Source organism: Pseudomonas sp. 13B_2.1_Bac1, from assembly GCF_025466155.1.
GTDB lineage: Bacteria > Pseudomonadota > Gammaproteobacteria > Pseudomonadales > Pseudomonadaceae > Aquipseudomonas > Aquipseudomonas aylmerensis.
Window position 1 is genome coordinate 243,897 of the sequence record NZ_JANLOH010000089.1, and the last position, 18,350, is coordinate 262,246.

The 18,350-nt window shown below is 59.4% G+C and carries 17 protein-coding genes and 2 pseudogenes; 7 read left to right on the plus strand and 12 right to left on the minus strand.

The features are described 5' to 3' along the window. Nucleotides 1-36: 36 nt before the first annotated feature. From NTD80_RS21425 to NTD80_RS21455, 7 genes are all read right to left on the minus strand, one after another. Nucleotides 37-1,128: a mandelate racemase/muconate lactonizing enzyme family protein gene (locus NTD80_RS21425; RefSeq protein ID WP_262134917.1), complete on the minus strand. Its 1,092-nt coding sequence runs from the start codon at nucleotides 1,126-1,128 to the stop codon at nucleotides 37-39. Continuing rightward, complete coding sequence (locus NTD80_RS21430; RefSeq protein WP_262134918.1) at nucleotides 1,125-1,937, minus strand: NAD-dependent epimerase/dehydratase family protein; 813 nt, start codon at nucleotides 1,935-1,937, stop codon at nucleotides 1,125-1,127. The genes NTD80_RS21425 and NTD80_RS21430 overlap by 4 nt, the downstream gene beginning before the upstream one ends. Before the next feature lie 51 nt (nucleotides 1,938-1,988). Next, entirely contained in the window at nucleotides 1,989-3,272 is a 1,284-nt protein-coding gene (locus tag NTD80_RS21435; RefSeq protein WP_262134919.1) for an MFS transporter, read from the minus strand. A gap of 99 nt (nucleotides 3,273-3,371) precedes the next feature. Next, entirely contained in the window at nucleotides 3,372-3,665 is a 294-nt protein-coding gene (locus NTD80_RS21440; RefSeq protein ID WP_262134920.1) for a Dabb family protein, read from the minus strand. Nucleotides 3,666-3,677: 12 nt separating this feature from the next. Then, nucleotides 3,678-5,087: an aldehyde dehydrogenase (NADP(+)) gene (locus NTD80_RS21445; protein ID WP_262134921.1), complete on the minus strand. Its 1,410-nt coding sequence runs from the start codon at nucleotides 5,085-5,087 to the stop codon at nucleotides 3,678-3,680. A gap of 33 nt (nucleotides 5,088-5,120) precedes the next feature. Then, nucleotides 5,121-5,570 (minus strand): nuclear transport factor 2 family protein, encoded by a 450-nt coding sequence (locus NTD80_RS21450; RefSeq protein ID WP_262134922.1) that lies wholly within the window; start codon nucleotides 5,568-5,570, stop codon nucleotides 5,121-5,123. Continuing rightward, nucleotides 5,567-6,379: a ribonuclease activity regulator RraA gene (locus NTD80_RS21455; RefSeq protein WP_262134923.1), complete on the minus strand. Its 813-nt coding sequence runs from the start codon at nucleotides 6,377-6,379 to the stop codon at nucleotides 5,567-5,569. Before NTD80_RS21455 ends, NTD80_RS21450 begins: the two co-directional genes overlap by 4 nt. Nucleotides 6,380-6,562: 183 nt before the next feature. Between NTD80_RS21455 and NTD80_RS21460 the strand changes: the two genes are divergently transcribed. The 5 genes from NTD80_RS21460 to NTD80_RS21480 all read left to right on the plus strand — a co-directional run bounded on the left by NTD80_RS21460 (nucleotide 6,563) and on the right by NTD80_RS21480 (nucleotide 13,036). Then, the gene (locus tag NTD80_RS21460) at nucleotides 6,563-8,182 is read left to right on the plus strand and encodes an IclR family transcriptional regulator C-terminal domain-containing protein (RefSeq protein WP_262134924.1); all 1,620 of its coding nucleotides are present in this window, start codon (nucleotides 6,563-6,565) and stop codon (nucleotides 8,180-8,182) included. A gap of 471 nt (nucleotides 8,183-8,653) precedes the next feature. After that, nucleotides 8,654-9,916: a serine hydrolase domain-containing protein gene (locus NTD80_RS21465; RefSeq protein ID WP_262134925.1), complete on the plus strand. Its 1,263-nt coding sequence runs from the start codon at nucleotides 8,654-8,656 to the stop codon at nucleotides 9,914-9,916. A 116-nt stretch (nucleotides 9,917-10,032) separates the two neighbouring features. Further along, entirely contained in the window at nucleotides 10,033-11,370 is a 1,338-nt protein-coding gene (locus NTD80_RS21470; RefSeq protein ID WP_262134927.1) for an alginate export family protein, read from the plus strand. 40 nt (nucleotides 11,371-11,410) lie between these two features. Next, a complete protein-coding gene (locus tag NTD80_RS21475) occupies nucleotides 11,411-12,514 on the plus strand; it encodes a polyamine ABC transporter substrate-binding protein (protein ID WP_262134928.1) in 1,104 nt (367 codons plus the stop codon). A gap of 42 nt (nucleotides 12,515-12,556) precedes the next feature. Further along, nucleotides 12,557-13,036: a DUF3237 domain-containing protein gene (locus tag NTD80_RS21480; RefSeq protein WP_262134930.1), complete on the plus strand. Its 480-nt coding sequence runs from the start codon at nucleotides 12,557-12,559 to the stop codon at nucleotides 13,034-13,036. 19 nt (nucleotides 13,037-13,055) lie between these two features. On the opposite strand, the gene NTD80_RS21485 is transcribed toward NTD80_RS21480, so the two are convergent. Together NTD80_RS21485 and NTD80_RS21490 are read right to left on the minus strand one after the other, a co-directional pair. After that, nucleotides 13,056-13,667 (minus strand): TetR/AcrR family transcriptional regulator, encoded by a 612-nt coding sequence (locus NTD80_RS21485; RefSeq protein WP_262134931.1) that lies wholly within the window; start codon nucleotides 13,665-13,667, stop codon nucleotides 13,056-13,058. Nucleotides 13,668-14,180: 513 nt separating this feature from the next. Further along, entirely contained in the window at nucleotides 14,181-14,459 is a 279-nt protein-coding gene (locus NTD80_RS21490) for a hypothetical protein (RefSeq protein WP_262134932.1), read from the minus strand. A gap of 129 nt (nucleotides 14,460-14,588) precedes the next feature. Here NTD80_RS21490 and tnpC point away from each other — a divergent pair. Then, nucleotides 14,589-15,341, plus strand: a pseudogene (tnpC, locus tag NTD80_RS21495) (IS66 family transposase); the annotation flags it as partial. A 391-nt stretch (nucleotides 15,342-15,732) separates the two neighbouring features. Continuing rightward, nucleotides 15,733-15,906 (plus strand): annotated as a pseudogene (locus NTD80_RS21500) (transposase domain-containing protein); the annotation flags it as partial. Nucleotides 15,907-15,991: 85 nt separating this feature from the next. Here NTD80_RS21500 and NTD80_RS21505 read toward each other — a convergent pair. The 3 genes from NTD80_RS21505 to NTD80_RS21515 form a co-directional block, all read right to left on the minus strand. After that, nucleotides 15,992-16,699 (minus strand): helix-turn-helix transcriptional regulator, encoded by a 708-nt coding sequence (locus NTD80_RS21505; RefSeq protein WP_262134933.1) that lies wholly within the window; start codon nucleotides 16,697-16,699, stop codon nucleotides 15,992-15,994. Between the two features lie 2 nt (nucleotides 16,700-16,701). Then, the gene (locus NTD80_RS21510) at nucleotides 16,702-17,634 is read right to left on the minus strand and encodes an NAD(P)-dependent alcohol dehydrogenase (protein WP_262134934.1); all 933 of its coding nucleotides are present in this window, start codon (nucleotides 17,632-17,634) and stop codon (nucleotides 16,702-16,704) included. A 152-nt stretch (nucleotides 17,635-17,786) separates the two neighbouring features. After that, the gene (locus NTD80_RS21515; protein WP_262134935.1) at nucleotides 17,787-18,164 is read right to left on the minus strand and encodes a nuclear transport factor 2 family protein; all 378 of its coding nucleotides are present in this window, start codon (nucleotides 18,162-18,164) and stop codon (nucleotides 17,787-17,789) included. Nucleotides 18,165-18,350: the final 186 nt, after the last annotated feature.

An 18,350-nucleotide genomic window follows, 5' to 3' on the forward strand; every position in this document is an offset into this window, starting at 1 on the left:
CGACGCATGTTGGGTTGAAGGTGACGCAGGGGCGGGTCAGGCTCGGCGGAAGCGTTCCAGTACGCCCAGGTCTATATCCTGGCCAAGGCCCGCCTGTTGCGGGATCTGCAACAGGTGGCCGTCGCGCAGACCCTCAATGTCATAGAGCCAGCCGGCCGGCTCGACGAACAGGTACTCGATCTGCGGCACCGTAGGTTGCACGGCGGCAAGGTGAAGGGTTGCCAACAGACCCGGGCCGAAGTACGGGCAATGCGGCAGCACTACAGCGCCGTAGGCCTGGGCCAATTCGGCAATGCGCAGGCATTCGCTGATTCCGCCGACCTTGGTCACGCTCGGTTGTATCGAGTCAACGGCGCCGTGTTTCAGGGCCTGCTCGAACTGCACGGCGGTGCACCAGTTTTCTCCGGCCGACAGCGGCACGCCGTTGCCGCGAAAACTGGCGAGGGTGGCAAAGTCTTCCGGCGGAAAGATCGGTTCTTCCAGCCAGACCAGTTTCAGGTCTGCCAGTGCCGGAAGCCAGTCGCGCGTATCTTGTACGCTCCAGCTGCAATTTACATCGGTGGCCAGGGGCACATCATCACCAATGGCGCGCCGGCAGGCGGCGATCTCATCGACGGTGACCTCGTGCAGCTTGATATCGCGAAACCCCATCTCCAAGGCTTTTTCGCAGATGCGTGGGGCGATCTCGTTGTCAGCGTAGCGGACCATGCTGGCGTAAGCCGGCACCTGTTCGCGGCTGGCCGTGCCGAGCAGACGGTGTAGCGGCTGCTGCTGGCGGCGCGCAGCCAGGTCCCAGAGCGCCATGTCGACACCGGAGATGGCGAACATAGTCACACCGTATCGGCCGAACAGGTGCAAGCGCAACTGGGTATCGCGGTTCCACTGGGCTATATCATGGACCTCACGGTCCAGCAGCAGTGGGGTAATCAGGCGATCGATCAGGGCCTTGCTGGCGTCGGCGACGAAGTAGCCGAAGGCCTCGCCCCAACCGATATTGCCCTGTTCGTCCTGCAAGCGAATCAGCACGTTTTCCAGCGTGTTCCAGGTGGTTGGGGTAATTCCCTGGCCCTTGCCTCCGTCCTTGAACGGAATCTCGACGACGAAGGTGTCGATCTTGACGATTTTCATTGTGTCTCCACCAAAACGCTGGTCAATGGCGCGTCGGCGTACGCGCCGCCGACGTAATCACGGCCCGAGCCTTCGACAGTCATGGCCTCGTACGCGAGATAACCGGGGCCCAAGTGGCCACCGGCATTGTCCTGCGGGCGGTAACCGAGGGTACGCGCGAGACGATTGTGGAACATCGGGTTCGGACTCTCGGAAACACCGTAGACGATCTCATGGCGTACATCCGGGTGTTCGATGCCGATGCACACCAGTTGCGCCAGGTCGCGCGCACTGGTCCACATGCGCAGGCGCCGGGCATCGGACACTTGCGGGTCGGCATTGCCTATGCGAATCACGAAGGTTTGCAGGATATTGCGTTGGGCAAAGGTGGCGCAGGCGGCTTCGCCAAAAACCTTGCTCATGGCGTAGTAGCTGTCCGGTGCAATCGGCATATCGTCGAAGCACTCGGCCGCATCGCCGCGGTGCTGGCCCAATACATGATGACTGCTGGCGAAGACGAAGCGCTTGACGCCTTGGCGGTGCGCCGCCTCCAGCAGATAGAGAGTGGCGTGATAGTTCGGCTCCACCGTGGCCTGGAAGTGGATATCGGTGCCGTGGGCACAGGCCAGGTGCAAAACGGCATCGACCCCCTGCACGGCCCGATCAACCTGCTGTGCGTCGGTGAGGTCGGTGCTCAGGAACGTTTCGTTTGCGGCCAGATCGTCGACCGGCTTGCGATCCAGCAGACGCAGGGAATAGTGCTGGCGCAGGTAAGGGCGCAGGGCGGTGGCGACGATTCCGGCGCCGCCGGTGACAAGCAGAATGGGCATGATGTAGATCTCGGTCTGTATGCCGGTGTAGAGCGCCGGCAATGCTCAGGTTCAGGCAGTGACGGCGACTACCGGCAGGCTTTTGGGCTTGGTGCTGACAAAGAAGGCGACGATCAGTGCGCCCACGATACCCAGGCTACCGGCCAGCGCGAAGCCACTGGCATAGGTGCCTGTGGATTGGATGATAAAGCCGGTCAGGGTTGGTGCGACGATCCCGGACAGGTTCGCCAGCCCGTGCATGAAACCGCCCGCGGTACCGACCTGGTGATCGGGTACGGAATCCTGGATCAATGACCAATAGGCGGGTGCGGTCAGCATCAGGAATCCGATGGCGACGGTCATCACTGCGACGGTGGCGGTCACGTCCTGGACCTGGCCGGTCAGGCCGATACAGGCGGCGGCAATTAACAGGCACGTGACCAGCACCACCTTGCGTGAGAACACCTGTTTGCCGGTGAGCTTGAATACCCAGTCGATCAACAGGCCGCCGCAGACAAAGCCCACGGTGCCGACCAGCCATGGCAGCGCGGTGACGATGCTCATGGACTTCAGATCAATACCCTTGGCGTCGATCAGATAGCTGGGGAACCAGGTCATAAAGAAGTAGAGGATGTAGTTGTAGCAGAAGAGCGACACACCGGTGACGAGCACCGAACGCTGCAGGATGATCTGCAGGACTGGGGTGCGAGGCGCTTCACCGGGCGCGGCAACGGGGCGGCCTTCGTTGATCTGCGCCAATTCCTCGACCGATACCTCTGGATGTTCCTTGGGTGTCGAGGTGGCCAATCGATACCAGGCCACGGCCCAGATCAGTCCGAGCATGGCAATGACCACAAAGGCTACGCGCCAGCCCAGCCAGAGAGCGAGGAAGCCGACAATCGGGCCGGCCAAGGCACCGCCCAGAGGGCCGCCGGCCTGATTGATGCCGATGGCGCGGGCACGTTCCTTGATCGGGAACCAGCTGTTCACCGTCTTGTTGGCCGTGGTCGACACCGGGCCTTCGCCGACGCCGAACAGTGCGCGCACGATCAGCAACGACCAGAAGTTGAAGGCAAGTGCTGTGGAGCCGCACAGGAGCGACCAGAAGCTCATGGACCAGGTGAGCACGCGTTTAGGGCCGAAGCGATCGGCGAGGTAGCCGCCGACAAAGCAGAACAGGGCATAGCCGAAAAAGAAGCTGCTGAAAATCATGCCCTTTTCAGAGGGGGTGAGGTGGTACTCCTGGGTAATGAACGGCATCGCGATGGACAGTGCGGCTCGATCGACATAGTTGATGACCATCGCGATAAACAGCATGGTAAGGATTGTCCAACGATAGTTTTTCTTCTTATTCATGGTGATCTCCGCCCAACTTGAGGCTGGGCTGTTTTTATAGTGTGGCTTTGCTCTGGCAGCGCGCCCCGTTGGGCAGAACTACGGCGCGCGCCTTAAGGTTTACTCGCTGTAATCGACCGCTACCCACTCGAAGTACTGCTTGAGCTCGCCCACCAAGGCCTGGTGGGCCGGATGGGGCAGATAGCGTTCTACAGCGGCGCTGTCGTCAAAGCTGGAGTCCAGGATGTAATCCCAGCAGATCGGTCGATCCAGCTCATTGGCCGCGACTTTCCAGCCTCGAATAAAATCAATCTGCTCTTCCAGTTGACGCATGCCCTCGACCAGCCGGGCCTCAAGCTCAGGTTGTCTGGGCACACTGGGCAGTCGGCGAAACATTACGATATGACGCATCATTGATCGACTCTCCTATTCCGTCAGCAGCCAGGCCGGAGCATCCTGCAGGGCAACCGGACGCAGGAAACGTTCAATGGCGGCGTAACCAACCGAAGTGCTCTGCGGTGCGGTGGACGAAGGCCATGGACCACCGTGCTGTTGGGCATGGCATACGGCAACTCCGGTGGGAACGCCGCTGAACAACACGCGACCGGAAATATCCTGTGCGGCGTTAACCAGTGCACGGTTGCGCTCGGTCGCGGTATCGGCGCCCCATAGCGTGGTGGTCAGGGTGCCGCCGATCGCCTTGAGTACGTCGATGATTTCCTCATTGTTGCTGGCTGTGACCACCAGGGCGGCCGGGCCGAACATCTCTTCGCGCAGGTGCTGATTGGCGACAAAGGCCTTGGCCCCTACTGAAAACAGGCGTGGGGCTGGGCCATCGGTATCGGCCGCTGGCTGGAACAGGGCGCTGGCGTGGGCTGCAACGGTGGCGCTGGCCTGGTCGAAGCCCTGTTGCATGCTGGGGGTCAGCATGCGATGGGTCTTGATCGGAGCAATGGCTTCGGCCAGATGACGGAGAAAGCGTTCGCTGGCCGGGTGATCCAGGACAACGATCACCCCAGGGCTGGTGCAGAACTGACCGCAGCCCAAGGTGATCGAGGTGGCCAGGCTCTTGGCCAGGCTTTCGGCATCTCTTTCCAGCGCGGCCGGCAGAGCCACCAGCGGGTTGATCGAGCCCAGTTCGCCGAAGAACGGGATCGGGCGTGGACGCTCGTTGGCCAGTTTCCACAAGGCAGTGCCACCCTGATAGGAGCCGGTAAAGGCAACGGCAGCAACTTGTGGATGCTGGACCAGGTAGCCACCGGCACCGCGCGAGGCACCTTCGACCAAGGTCAGCACGCCCTCTGGCAGCTTTTGCTCGGCAACCACGCGTGCGGCCAGAGTGTAGACGGCACGTGACAGATCCGGGTGTCCGGAGTGCGCCTTGACCACCACGCAGCAACCGGCGGCCAGGGCTGAGGCGGTATCGCCGCCTAGTACCGAGAAGGCGAACGGGAAGTTGCTGGCGGAAAACATCGCCACGGTGCCCAGTGGGCGTTGCACACGCGTCAGTCGTGGGCGACCGACCGGTGGCGCGCCAGTAACCGGTTGATCTTCGACGCGGCGGTACGGCACGCCAGCTTCGACTTCATCGGCGAAACCGCGCAACTGGAAGGCGGTGCGCGCTACTTCGCCATTGAGGCGGGCCTCACCCAGGCCGCTTTCACGGTCGGCAATGGCGACCAGTTCAGCCTGGTGGGCTTGCAGTGCATCTGCCAGGCCACGCAGCAGTGCGGCGCGGACGGCAGGGCGCGACTCGCCCCAGATCAGGGCGGCCGCGTTGGCCGTGGCAACGGCCTGGTCGACGGAGGTATTGGAAGGTGCTTGAGCAGTAGTCATGTCAGGTCCCGTTCTATAGTCGTAAAAGGTCGATCAGCGAGCCTTGGGCTCCAGGTGATAGCCACGTCCGACGTAGTCGAAGGCCACGATTTCATTGATGGTCGCGGCGGGGTCCGCCGGGGATGCGTAGTAGGCGCGGATCTCTTTGATCAGGCCGCTCTGCTCATCAAAGATGTACCACTCGTCGCCGCGCAATGCGGTGCCTAGCTTACTTTTCCAGTGGGTCCACTCGATCACCGCTTCCGGGCTGTCATGGCTGACTAGAATCTTCTCGATGGTCCACTGCGAACCGAGGTTTTCTACGCACCACACCCATTTCGATGCAATGGTTTGCGCCCCGCGCCAAGGGATTTCCGGCAGGCCCGCCGGGAAGTAATGCACTGCATCCGGAGTGAAACAGGACACCAGGGCGGCATGGTCGGCAGCATTGCAGGCGTCGAAATAGCGACGAATCAGGGCGGCGTATTCGGTTTGGCGGCTCATGGCGTTGGCGCCTTGTCGATGATGCTGGCAATGGCCGGACGACCCGCAGCTACCCAGGCGTGGTAGTCGGAAACAGCCGCCGGGCTTGGCGGATAGACGCCCCACAGCGGTTCGCCGGAAGCGATGCGCATGGCGAGGTAGGCTTCGATGTCGTCCTGGGCCAGGCAATAGTCAGCCAATTCTTCGGCCAGGTGCGCGGGCACTACGGTAAGGCCATCGGCATCGCCGACAATCACGTCGCCTGGATAGACGGCTACCCCGGCGCAACCGATAGGCACTTGCAGGTCAGCGACATGGTGATAGGAAATACGGGTGGTCGCGGTGATTTCACGGGCATAGGCAGGCAGCGGCAGGGCGGCGATTTCACTGCCATCGCGCAGGGCGCCGTCGGTGACAATGGCGCGTGCGCCGCGGGCCAACAGGCGGGTTACCAGGATGTTGCCAGCGGACGCGGCGCGTGGGTCATTCTGGCTGTCGATCACCAGCACATCACCCGGTTGAATCTGTTCCACGCCTTGCCATTGCAGGTTGTCCTGATTCGGCTTGGTGGTCATGGTGCCGTAGGTATCAATGTCTTCGCGGGCCGGGATAAAACGCATGGTGTAGGCGCGACCGGCGAATGGCTTGATGTCCTTGCTCATCGCGCGCAGGCCTACCAAGGCAGGTTGGCGGAATCCCAGTTTGAACAGCTGGGTGGTCAGCGAACCGCTGCTGCACTTGGCAAGGCGCTCGAGCACTTCATCGCTCACGGCGATATGGCGCTCGGCCTGGTTTTCGACAGTGTCGGCATATCGATGGAACTGGGTCATTGTTGTTCTCCTGGAAGGCTCAGCCGGAGGTTGGGTCAGTAAATCAGGCCAGAAAATTCCCGTTATATGGGATTTTTATATGTTGCTGTCCTAGTGATGGGCCGAGCATAGGCCTCTGTTGACTAGGGCGTAACCGGGTTTATGATGCGAGCTTCGTTTTGTTCCAAATGGTGGGAATTAAGTATGGGAGCAGCAGACGGCACCGGTGCACTTGAAAAAGCCATGGATGTACTTGAAGCCATCGGCTCGGCTGCCCAGGGTCTGAGCCAGGCCGAGCTGGCCGGCATGGTCGGTCTGCCACGGACCACGCTCTACAGGATTATCGCCAGCCTGGTGGAGCGCGGCATGATCCGTCGCGATCCGCTACGCAAGGTTTATCGATTGGGCTTTCGCTATTTGGAATTGGTGCGTAACGCTTATCTGATGCCGGATCTGGTCGTCGCTGCGAGTCAGGAGCTGCGCGCTCTGCGCGATCTGACCGGCGAGACGTCCTACCTGGCGGTACTCGACGGTAATCAGGTGATGTCGCTGGAACGATGCGATGGCGCCCACACCACCCGTTCCGCGGCCGCCTTGGGGCGCAGCAAGCCGGTGTACTGCACGGGGCAGGGCAAGGCAATCCTGGCCGCGCTGGACGAAGTCGGGCGCGAGGCGATCCTCAAGGGCCTGGTGCTCAGCCCTCTGACTGAACTCACCATCACCGATCGGCGCCGTCTGGATATCGAGTTGCAGATCACCCGAGCGCGTGGCTACGCCATCGACGACGAAGAAATCGTCATGGGGGTGCGTTGTGTGGCGGCGGCAATCCGCGATAAGGCTGGCAATGTCCGCGGAGCGCTCAGCGTGGCAGGTCCGGCCTACCGTCTGACCCTGGAGCGCCTCGACCTGCTCGGACCGGAGCTTAATGAAGCGGCGCGGCGCGTTGGTTCGCAATTGAGCGAATCGCAAATCCGCGTGGGCGACAGTGAAGTGGTGGCGGTGGAATGCCCTTGGGCCTTCAACGGCGCGTTGCCGCGTTGGAGCGAAGCACAGCAGCGCCTGTACTGGGTTGACACGCTGGCACCGACTGTACGCGTACTCGACCAGAGTGGTGAACGCATCTTGGCACGCCTGGACGCTCCAGTGGTCGCCATGGAGCTGCACCGTGAAGGGCTACTCATCGCGCATGCTGCTGGATGGCTGTTGCTCGACCGCGAAGGCGTGCAACATCCGCTGGCCGGCTGGCCGGGGAAAAGACTCGTAGGTTTGTGCAGCCACCCGAATGGCAGCCTGTGGGCTTGCGTGTCGGTGAACGGTGGTTACAAGGTTGGTGAATTGAGCGCCGAAGGCGAAGTGCGTGCCCCGTGGCAGTTTCAGGAACGAGTCAGCGCATTATGCTGGGATTCCAAGGGGGAATTCCTGTATGCCGTGGGGCCGGATACTGGCAGCCTCTACCTTATGACGCTGGGCAACCCGTTGGTTCGCCGCTTCGCCACCCTCCCCAAGGGCTCCGGCCGCCTCAGCGGACTGGCCCTGGATGTTCAGGGCGGCGTCTGGACGACGCTACGGGACGGCTGGAGTCTGGTGCGTTTCAGCGAAGAGGGCAGCATTGATCGCATGATCGGACTGCCCGTGCCGTGTCCCGTGGATATAGCCTTCGGCGGGCCAGGGCATGACGTGTTGTATATCACCAGTGGACGACATGACCTGCCCATGGAGACGCTGTCGAATTCTCCCGCCTCTGGGCACCTCTTCCGGATGCAGGCGAATGTAGAGGGCGTGCCCGCTTTCTATAGCGAGTGGGGGATGGATGCAGGCAGGTAAATGGCGGCATAGCGATGATATCTGTGGAGGGCATTGCCGGCCCGGTGTGCTCGGCTCACAGGTGGCACGTGGAAATTTGATCTATGGGATGAGCTTCAGAGGCGTCATGCCCGGTAGCGATGCTGACCCTTTGATTGCAAGAGGTGATTTCCTCTCTGTGCGCGGGAGATGCGTTCAGGTTTACGGCTCCTTGGTTGGGGGGACGATCTGAAGTCTGCTGGAGGTATTGTGACTGGTGTGACTGGCTCCCCTCGAACCACCAGTGAAACATTGTCCCCCGTTGACACGGACGACCTATCCCTGTGGGTGATCAACCTGGAACGCCAGACCAGCGGCTGCCCGATCAGGCCGGACTTCACAGAGGTTGAGTGAAATGTAATTTGGTTAAATACTTTATTGACTAAAAAAATATATCGGGTAATTATTTCTGTGCATCTGCTCCCACGCAGAGTCATTTTCAGGGTTATCCCGATGAGTGTTAAAACCCCGTCTGTACTGGCGACTCTTTACGTCGAGGCCAATGAGTCGTGCTTTGCAACCCCCGTGGCACCTGCGCTGATGCAGGGCTTCCCAGCCGAGTCGAAACACCGGGTAACGTGGCACAACTGGATGCGCACGCCCTTCAGCCAGTGGGGGTTCCGTCATCTGGCGCGGTTGCGTCCCACCATTGATGTGGCGGCGGGTTCAAGGCCTGCTGGGCAGCTCAAGGAAGCGCCCACAGCGCTGGACCCGCTGTGTTTCGACAGCGAATGCGGGCTCAGCATCAGCGTGATCGAACACCTTGTGGCCAGCCAGACCGACGCTTTTTTAGTGATGCAGGGCGACACGGTGTTGTTCGAGCGCTACTTCAACGGCCAGCGCGCGGATGATCGGCACATTATGTTCTCGGTGACCAAGTCGCTGATCGGCACCCTTGGCGAACAACTGGTTTCCAACGGCATGCTCAAGCCCGAGCTGTCCGCCGCGTACTACGTGCCTGAGCTGGTGGGCAGTGCGTTTGGCGATGCTACGGTGCGTCAGTTGTTCGACATGGCGGTAGGCATCGACTACAGCGAGGTGTATGACGATCCCGGCTCGGAGAGCTCGCAGTACGGCTATGCCTGCGGTTTCCAACCGGCACCCGCGCAATACGCGCAGTTCGAGTCGCTGTACCAATACCTTCCGTCGTTGAAAAAACGTGGCGTGCATGGCGGCTTTTTCCACTACGTGACCGCCACCACCGAAGCGTTAGCGTGGGTCATGGAGCGTGCCTCGGGCAAGGCGTGCAGTCAGATGCTGGAAGAAATCTGGGTTCGCTTGGGCTGCGACCGCGACGGTTATTTCATGGCCGATCCCTGGGGTCGTAACGTTGCCGGGGCGGGCTTCAGTGCCACCTTGAGAGACATGGCGCGCTTCGGTCGCCTGCTGGCCAACGACGGTCGCCAGGACGGCGTTGAGCTGCTGTCGCCCGAGACCGTGGCCCGTATCGCCGCCGGCGCTGATCCGGCGATCTACGCGCAAAATGCCGAGTTCTCCCGCTGGACGCCGGGTGCTTCCTATCGCAGCCAGTGGTACGTGTTCAACGACCACAGCCAAGCCCTGATGGCTGGGGGGATCCACGGCCAATACTTGTTCATCGACAAGCCGTCCGGCGTGGTGATCGTCAAGCAATCGTCGCTCACCGATGCGGTCAGCCCGTTCGATAACGACAGCGTGCGCATGCTGCGGGCGATCGCCGCCCACCTGAGTCGCTGATCCACGCCAAACAATAAGAGTCTTGCGTTCTATTCACCTGGCTTGCCCAGGTGTTGGCGGCGCCCTGCGTCGCCATTGACTGCCCTGTAACAACAATAATTCCACAGGAGCTTCTTATGGTTTTCACCAAGCGTTTCTCTCGAGCGCTGTTAGCGCTCGGCTTACCCTTGACCACCCACGTCGCGCTGGCGGGCTACACCTTTGAGGACGGCGATCTCAAGGGTGAAGTCAATCTCACCGTGGGCGGGGCGACGCTGTTTACCCGTGGCGTCAACTTCGGCAGCGGCCAGGTCGATGCGCGCAACGGAAAAAACGGCGGCGCCAGGATCAACTGGCAAGAGGTCTACGTAAAGCCGGGGGTCAAGCTCGAGTATGCGCTGCAACCGGATTTCAGCCTGCTGGCGGGCGGATCCCTGGTGGCGGCGAGCACCTTCGGCGATGGCGATGCGGGTGGCTTCAGCCGCAGCTCCGACGGCAAGGTCGCAGCCGAAGAACTCTACGGCGGTTTTCGCGCCGGCGAGTGGAAGTTCACCGCCGGCCGCCAGAACTACATGATCGGTACGGGGTTCATCGTCATGGACGGTAACCTCGACCAGTACAAGGATGCGGCCTACTGGCTCGGCCCGCGAACCGCCTTCAAGGATTCAGCGATCCTGGCCTGGGACCATGGCGCGCTGAAGTCCCAGGTATTCACCCTGCGCACCGATGATGACCTGGGCGATTTCCGCATGACCGGCGTCAACCTCGACTACAACCTCGATGACCAGGTGACGTTTGGCGCCATGGCCATGAAGGTCAACGCCCTTGGCCCCAAAGGCAGCACGCTGCCGCGCCGTCGGGACGGCATGCAGGTGTACAACGTCAGGGCGCTCAACGCCAAGGTGCCCGGCGTACAGGCGCTGACGCTGAATGCCGAATACGCGCTGGAGCGTGGCAGCGGCGAGGGTGTCGACTACGATGCCAACGCCTGGTATGCCCAGGCCGACTACGCCTTCAGCACCTTGCCGCTGACGCCGATCCTCAGCTACCGCTACGCGAGCTTTTCCGGCGACGACAACCTCACCGACAACCGGCAAAAAGCCTGGGACCCACTGAGCAAAGGCTTCGTCGACTGGAGCACCTGGCTGGTCGGGGACGTGGTCGGCAACTACCTGCTGTTCAACAGCAACGAAAACGTACAGCAGTTCTCCCTCAAGACCCACCTCAACGACACCCTGACCCTCGGCGCGATTCACTACCAGTTCTGGCTGGACGAGAAAAACTACATGGGCGCGCCGGTCAGCGATCGGCGCTTTGCTGACGAAAGTGTGGTTTTCCTCGACTGGACGCCCACGCCGTCGTTCTATACGTCGCTGTCCTACAACTGGGTCAAGCCACTGGCCGCCGCCAAACAGGTGTTCGGTAACGACCAGATGTTCAGTGCGCTGGAACTGTATTTCACCTACCGCTATTAAGTGCTGCGAGCCATCGCGGCCGCGCTGGAGTGTTTTGATCATGAACAGATTTTTGCGTAACACCGTGCTGGGCACTGTCGCCTCGTTGCTCATCAGTGGTTTTTGCCTGGCTGAAGAACGCACCGTACGGATCTACAACTGGATCGAATACCTGCCACCCGAAGTGCTCAAGAGTTTCCAGGAAGAAACCGGCATTCGCCCGATTTACGATGTGTTCGACAGCGCCGAAACCATGGAGTCCAAGCTGCTGACGGGCAACACCGGGTATGACGTGGTGTTCCCCGGCACCGCCAACCTGGGGCACTTGATCACGGCCGGGGCCGTGCAGCCGCTGGACCGCCAGCAGTTGCCGAACTGGCAGCACCTGGACCCGCAGTTCATGCAATCCCTGGAAGCCGTGGGTGACACCGGTAACCGCTACGCCGTGCCTTACCTATGGGGTACCACATTGATCGGCTACAACGTCGACAAGGTGCGCAAGGCCCTGGGCCCCGACGTGCAGATGAACAGCTGGGACATCATCTTCAAGGAAGAAAACCTCGCCAAGCTCGCCAGTTGTGGCGTGGGTTTCCTCGACGCCGGCAACGAGATCCTGCCGATTGCCTTGCACTACAAGGGTCTCGACCCCAATAGCCAGAAGCGTGAGGACTATGTGCAAGCCCAGGCCGTGATGATGAAGATTCGCCCTTACGTCACTTACTTCAACTCGTCGCGCTACGGCATGGACCTGGCCAACGGTGATATCTGTGTGGGCGTGGGCTGGTCCGGCGGTGTCGCATTGGCCAAGCAATTGGCAGATGCCGCCGGCAAGGGCGTCAAGGTCGAGATGGCATTGCCCAGGGAGGGCGCGCCGATGTGGTCGGACGTGATGATGATCCCGGCCAATGCGCCTGATCTGGTGGAGGCCCATGTCTTTATCAATTACATCCTGCGTCCGGAGGTGATTGCGCGTATCAGCAACAAGATCGGCTACCCCAACCCGAACAAGGACGCCACCGCGCTGGTGGACGCCAGCATCCGCAACAACCCCAACATGTATGTGCCGCAGGAAGCGCGCAAGACCCTGTTCGCCCTGGAACCGATTCCGGCCGCCGTGGAGCGCATCCGTACCCGCACCTGGACGGCCATCAAGAGCAACCGCTGATCAGTGTGGCCCGGTGCGTGCGCGCCGGGCTTGGAGCTTGCCATGACTGAACGGATGGACATTGCCCCCAACTTGCAGCGGGTGCTGACCCTGCGCGTCGCGATAGGGCCGGGTGTGACCCTGGGCGACAGCGTTGAAGGCCTGCGCTGCAACTACCCGATTGTGGGCGGGGACTTCGATGGGGTCGGCATCAGCGGCCAGGTCCTGGCGGGCGGAGACGATTGTTTTGTTTTACGCCCGGATGGCATCGGTCAACTGGATGCCCGCTACAACCTGAGGACCGACGAAGGCGAGGTGATCAACATCCGTAACCGCGGCGTATTGAACATGACTGAGTACGGGCGCCAGCTGGAGCGCGACGGTCAATGGCCGATTCCTGAGACGGAGTACCGCTGTACCTGCACCCCGCTGTTTCAGGTGCCCAAGGGGCGGCTGGACTGGCTCACCCGTTCAAGTTTTATCGGCCTGGTGCATTACCCGGGCGCCGACCAGGTGGTGATTCGGTGCTATCGCTTTTACTGAGGCCCGGCCCTGGAAGCTGTCAGGCCTGCATGCCGTAGAACAGCAGCTCGGTGATACGCCTGACCTGGGTGGAGTGCGCGTCGAGATCCGGCTGTTCCTGGTTCACCAGCCTGAACAGTTGCAGGTGCGAATAGTCGTTCAACAGGAACGCGGCCAACTCCACATCGAGTTGCGGGCGCAGCTTGCCGGCCCGTTGCAGTTCCCGCAGCAGTTCGCTGATTTCGGCCCTGAGCGCATCGTTCATGGCGCGATAACCGGCCGGCAGTTCATTGTTGCCGCCGAACAGGATCAGCGGCAGCAGTTCACGCCACAGGCTGGGGTGCATGACTTCCAGGGCATAGCCGGTGAGCAGGCTTTCCAGGTGGCACAGCGCTTCGACCGGATCGTCCATTGTGTGGATCTCGCGGCGGGTGTCGCTGATTGCGCGCTGATCGGCGTGATGCAGGATTTCCAGGATGATTTCCTGCTTGTTGCCGAAGTACTTGAACACCGTCGGCGGCGACACCCCGGCCTGGCTGGCGATCTGTTCGATGGTGGTGTTCTGGAAACCCTGTCGCTCAAACAGCTCGATTGCCGCCTCGCTGATAGCTTGCCGGCGTTCGGCTTTCTGACGTTCACGCAATCCGCTCACAGGAGGTCCTTGTCAGGAGTAAAAGGGGCGCTTGTCGGCCCGGCGTCTTTGTAAAATACTTAATTGAGTAAACATTTTAAAGCGATAATTATAAGGAAGGGACTTTGCGCCTGTACGTTCAGAGCGTTTGCCGCTGATGTTTCTTCAAGCACTAAACAAACTGAGCATGACTGAGCTACACGAGAGGCGACCAAGTTATCGGCGAATAGGACTCAATTTCCAGGCCGCGCGCGCTGTGGCCAATTTGCTGGATAGGACGGCCCGCGAAAAGCGCCTGTCGTTCGCCGGTCAGGATCTGATGCAGGTCACACCAGGAGAACGTGCAGCCATGCGTGCCGGCAGATCGGCATGATCTTGCAGGCCACGACCTATTCGCTGAACTCGGAAACGTGCGTGAGAGAAAATTGCCAAAATATACCGGTTACACCAAGGGCAATGCCAGCACGTCGTCTCCCGAGCGCGGATGCTTAGGCCACTCCGACAGTGGCCCGTGCTACCAGCGAATCCCAGGTATCACTCGGCACTTTCCTGGAAATACGATGACTTTCTTTCGTCCGTAACGTTCTGGAGCAAGGCTTCAATGGGCGAAGATGTGCACTCAAAGCGACCTTCGTTCAGTCTGAAGTTGGACGCCCTGATTCCCGCGCAGAAAAGTGCCAGGTCCTTATCGCCAGTGCAGAGCAGAATCTTTTCGTCCGGGAACATGGCAAAGAGATGCATCGGCAGCTCAAGCGAGCGCAGGTCGGCAAGTGCGTTGTAGGCATGCTCTAACGAATAATTGCGCTCGTTCATTTTCAGTAATCCCTTCGCCGGGCTCTTTCCGTTGGGTACGCATACCGCGCTAAGGGCCGCAAGAACCAAGAGTGAGCCTGGGGACGCCGCACTCGTCAGCGATCTTCAGTACCTCATCCCATATCTGGCCAACACGTCGGGCAGCCAGGCGTGCAGCTTCAGCCTCTAGTCGACGCGTTGTGCAACGTGGTGCTTGGGCAGCAAGTCATCCATGCCGATGAAACACCCGTGCAGATGCAGGTTCCGGGATCGAAGAAAACCCACCGTTCTTATGTTTGGGCCTACGCCAGCAGCCAGTTCTCGGACTTGGCAGCGGTGGTTTACGACTTCAGCCCCAGCCGTACCGGTGAGCATGCTCGCAACTTCCTGCAAGGCTGGAAGGGCAAGCTGGTCTGTGATGATTTTGGCGGTTACAAGGCCAGCTTCGAACTCGGCGTGACCGAGATAGCCTGCATGGCCCATGCGCGGCGCAAGTTCTTCGAACTGCACGCCACCAATAAGAGCATGCTTGCCGAGCAGGCGCTGCGGCATATCCAACTGCTGTACGAAATCGAAAGTGAGATCCGCGATCTGGAGCCGGATTTACGACGCCGAATACGGCAGGAAAAAGCTGTGCCTGTGATGGATGTTCTGCATGCGTGGATGATCGCCCAGCGCGATCTCGTGCCCGAAGGTTCGGCTATCAGCAAAGCGCTGAATTACAGCTTGAAACGCTGGGCAGCGCTATCGCGCTACCTCGATGACGGGGCCGTACCTATTGATAATAATTGGGCGGAGAACCAGATCCGGCCATGGGCACTTGGGCGCAAGAACTGGCTCTGTGTGTCACGAAGGAGACCTCATGACGACATGAAAATGGCGGCGTGGCAATCCATGCTCCAAGGTGGATGGAGGTTGGCCCTCCGGTCAGGGCGTGCAGGCGCACTGATCAAACGACCCGATGCTGCGAGCATGTTCAGCATGTTGGTGGTGAGCGATTCGGGAAAAGGCAGAGAAACTACTGTCACGTAAGGCTCAGGTAGTTGAACGCAAGTGAACTGACTGATGAAGCGACGAAATCTCCTGCTCAAATGGATGAAGAGCAAGCACCGAATCTCTATACGTCAAGCGGAGCATCGGCTGCGTCTTGTTCGAAGAGAGAATCCGGAGCTGTTCGCGCATTGGTATTTACTACGTGCATCGAATGTGTGATCAAGAGCCGTATGACGGGAGACTGTCACGTACGGTTCTGTGAGCAGCCGAGGGGTGAAATTCCCTTCGGCTGACTCGACTTGCAGGTTCACTGCGCAGCGGCAAACGGGCAGAGGCGATCATGAGTTTGATCCAGTCTGCGCGGCTGAATGGGCATGATCCATATGCTTATTTGAAGGACGTACTCACGCGACTGCCGACGCAGCAGGCGAGTCAAATCGGTCAGTTGCTGCCGCATAAGTGGCAACCGTTTTAGTTACGTAGGCCTAATGCCCGGACGCATACAGGAGGTCTTACAAAATGCCAACTGATGAAGATCCGAGGCAGTGCCGGATACACAATTAAGGGATCTGTTTCTCCGATGCTGAGCGGGCTAACGCCCTCTGGCTTCGCCATTGCTTGACGAGTCCGCGACGGTTGCGCAAGTAGCAATCGCTCAAGATTTCGGCCTTGGCGATGCGATCAGTCCGGAATAAACGAAAATCCTCGCGGAGTTCACACCACCCGGCGATAAAGCGTCGAGACTTCACAAAACCTAGCATGATTGGCCAAATCGTTCGTTCTGATGGGGCGCCTGCCTGATCCGTATACAAGATGCGCATCTTGCGTTGTTCACGCATTGCTTGGCGGATAAGGCGCAGGTCAAGTTCAGCGACATCCTTCCTTTGATGACCAATATAAAACGCATCATCGTCTAATGCCTTTTGCATCTCCGCTGGCAGCACGCCCCCGATCTTGGCTAATGCGTTCTGCGCGGCACGTGCAAGAGTCTCGTCCGTCTGACGGCTGACCCACTGGGCACCTGCCGCGAGCGCATGAATTTCCTCCTCGGTGAAAGACATGGGCGGTAAGAGAAAACCTGGACGCAGGATATAACCCACTCCGGCTTCGCCCTCAATGTTAGCCCCCATCTCCTGAAGCGTCGCTACATCACGATAGATAGTACGTAGAGAGACGCCGGCTTCACGCGCAAGTTCTAGACCAGACACCACCCCTCGGTGGCGGCGGAGTACCTGCATAAGTTCAATCAATCGATGGCTGCGTGACATTTTTAGTCCATAGCAACGAGGCCTTTACCTTTGATCTTAAGGCCTGCTTCAAGCTCGGCGATCAAGCGTATTACGTCGGGCAGTGAAACGATCAATGCGACCGGCAATCCAAGTTTCCCATCTTTAGCCGCATGAGCAAGGCCGTCAAGGATGTCGGATCTGGGGGTGCATACGATAGGTTTTAGTCTCCGGTTTAGGATAGAACGGATGAACTTACCTGGAGTAGGGTTGATATCGAGAAATACTCCATCCTTGCGCAGCAGGGCGAGCCCCACTGCGGTCGTCATCGTTCCGGCGGTATCGTAGACAACATCGAAGCGCTCGCCGATCTTGGACAGATCGGTTACACGATAGTCAAGTAAGGACTGCACCCCTATAGCTCGCGCTCTTGGCATTGCCTCTGAGCTGCAACTGCCCGATACCGTGGCACCCAGCCTCTGCGCGAGATGCACGGTTAACGCCCCCACGGCACCGGTGCAGCCATTGATTAATACGTGCTTGCCGGACTTCAAGCCCGCTTTGTCTACGAGACCATTCCAGGCGGTGACACCTGGGGTTCCGAGGCATGCCGCATCCTCGAAGGAAAGGGCGTCCGGCTTCTTGGCGAGGAAGGTTTCGTTAGTGACTACAGCACTGCCAAGTGCTCCGCTTTCCTTGATTCTTGAAAGACCAAAAACTGCATCACCGGCCTTAAAACGCGTAACACCTGGGCCGACGGAGATTACGGTGCCGGAAAAGTCGCTTCCCATCGCACGAGGAAAGGATTTCCCCGTCACCATCTTCAGATAGCCGTTGCGTACCTTCCAGTCGATGGGATTAATAGACGCAAACTTGACCTTGACCGCGACCTGACCTATTCCTGGCGCCTGCAACTCGAAGTTTTCGAGTTGCATCGTTTCAGGGCCGCCATACTTGTGATACTGGATACGTTTCATAAAAGACTGACTCGTTTGAACGTGGCTACGACGACTTCGGTCAGTGGAGCTGACGGACACGCAATGGCGTCGCAGAGCTTCAGGCAGGGCAACCAATAGCGACCAATCCCAGCAGGGTTGATGATCATCTGAGACGCCCCGCCATCGATTTTTTAGTGAGGCTGAACCGTTGCCATATAGCTGGCAAACCGCGAGGCGTCGTAGATCACATTGGTGCAGACGAGCTTACCGTCCTTGACCTTGATGAGTTCGGCAATAATAGAGTGCGGAACTGGATGAGTTTCCGCGTCATAGACCACCAAGGCCTGCTCGTCGTCGCCATAGACTGCGAGAACAGTCAAATTCGTGATCATGCGGGCAAAACCGTCGTGAAACGCGCGAAATTGCTCAATCCCGTTCGTCTGCCCGATGGGTGAAGTACATACAACATCTTTGGCCGAGATTGAGAGGATCATCTCGACATCTTTGTTGGCGATTGCATTGACGTAAGAGCGGGCGATATCCAGAGCTTCGCCATTGGTATTGTTCATGATTGGTTTCCTGTTGAGTGGGAAACCAATGTATCGCGCCGTAGTGACAGATTCTGTCAGCATTGCGTGTGGCCCACTTGCCCAAGGCTAGATAAGTTTCGTTAGAACCGAGCGCTCGGTCTCAGCATCAGCGAATGAAAGAGGATAAACCTGAGGACTGCGTCTCTTGGCAATTACGCAAGGTGT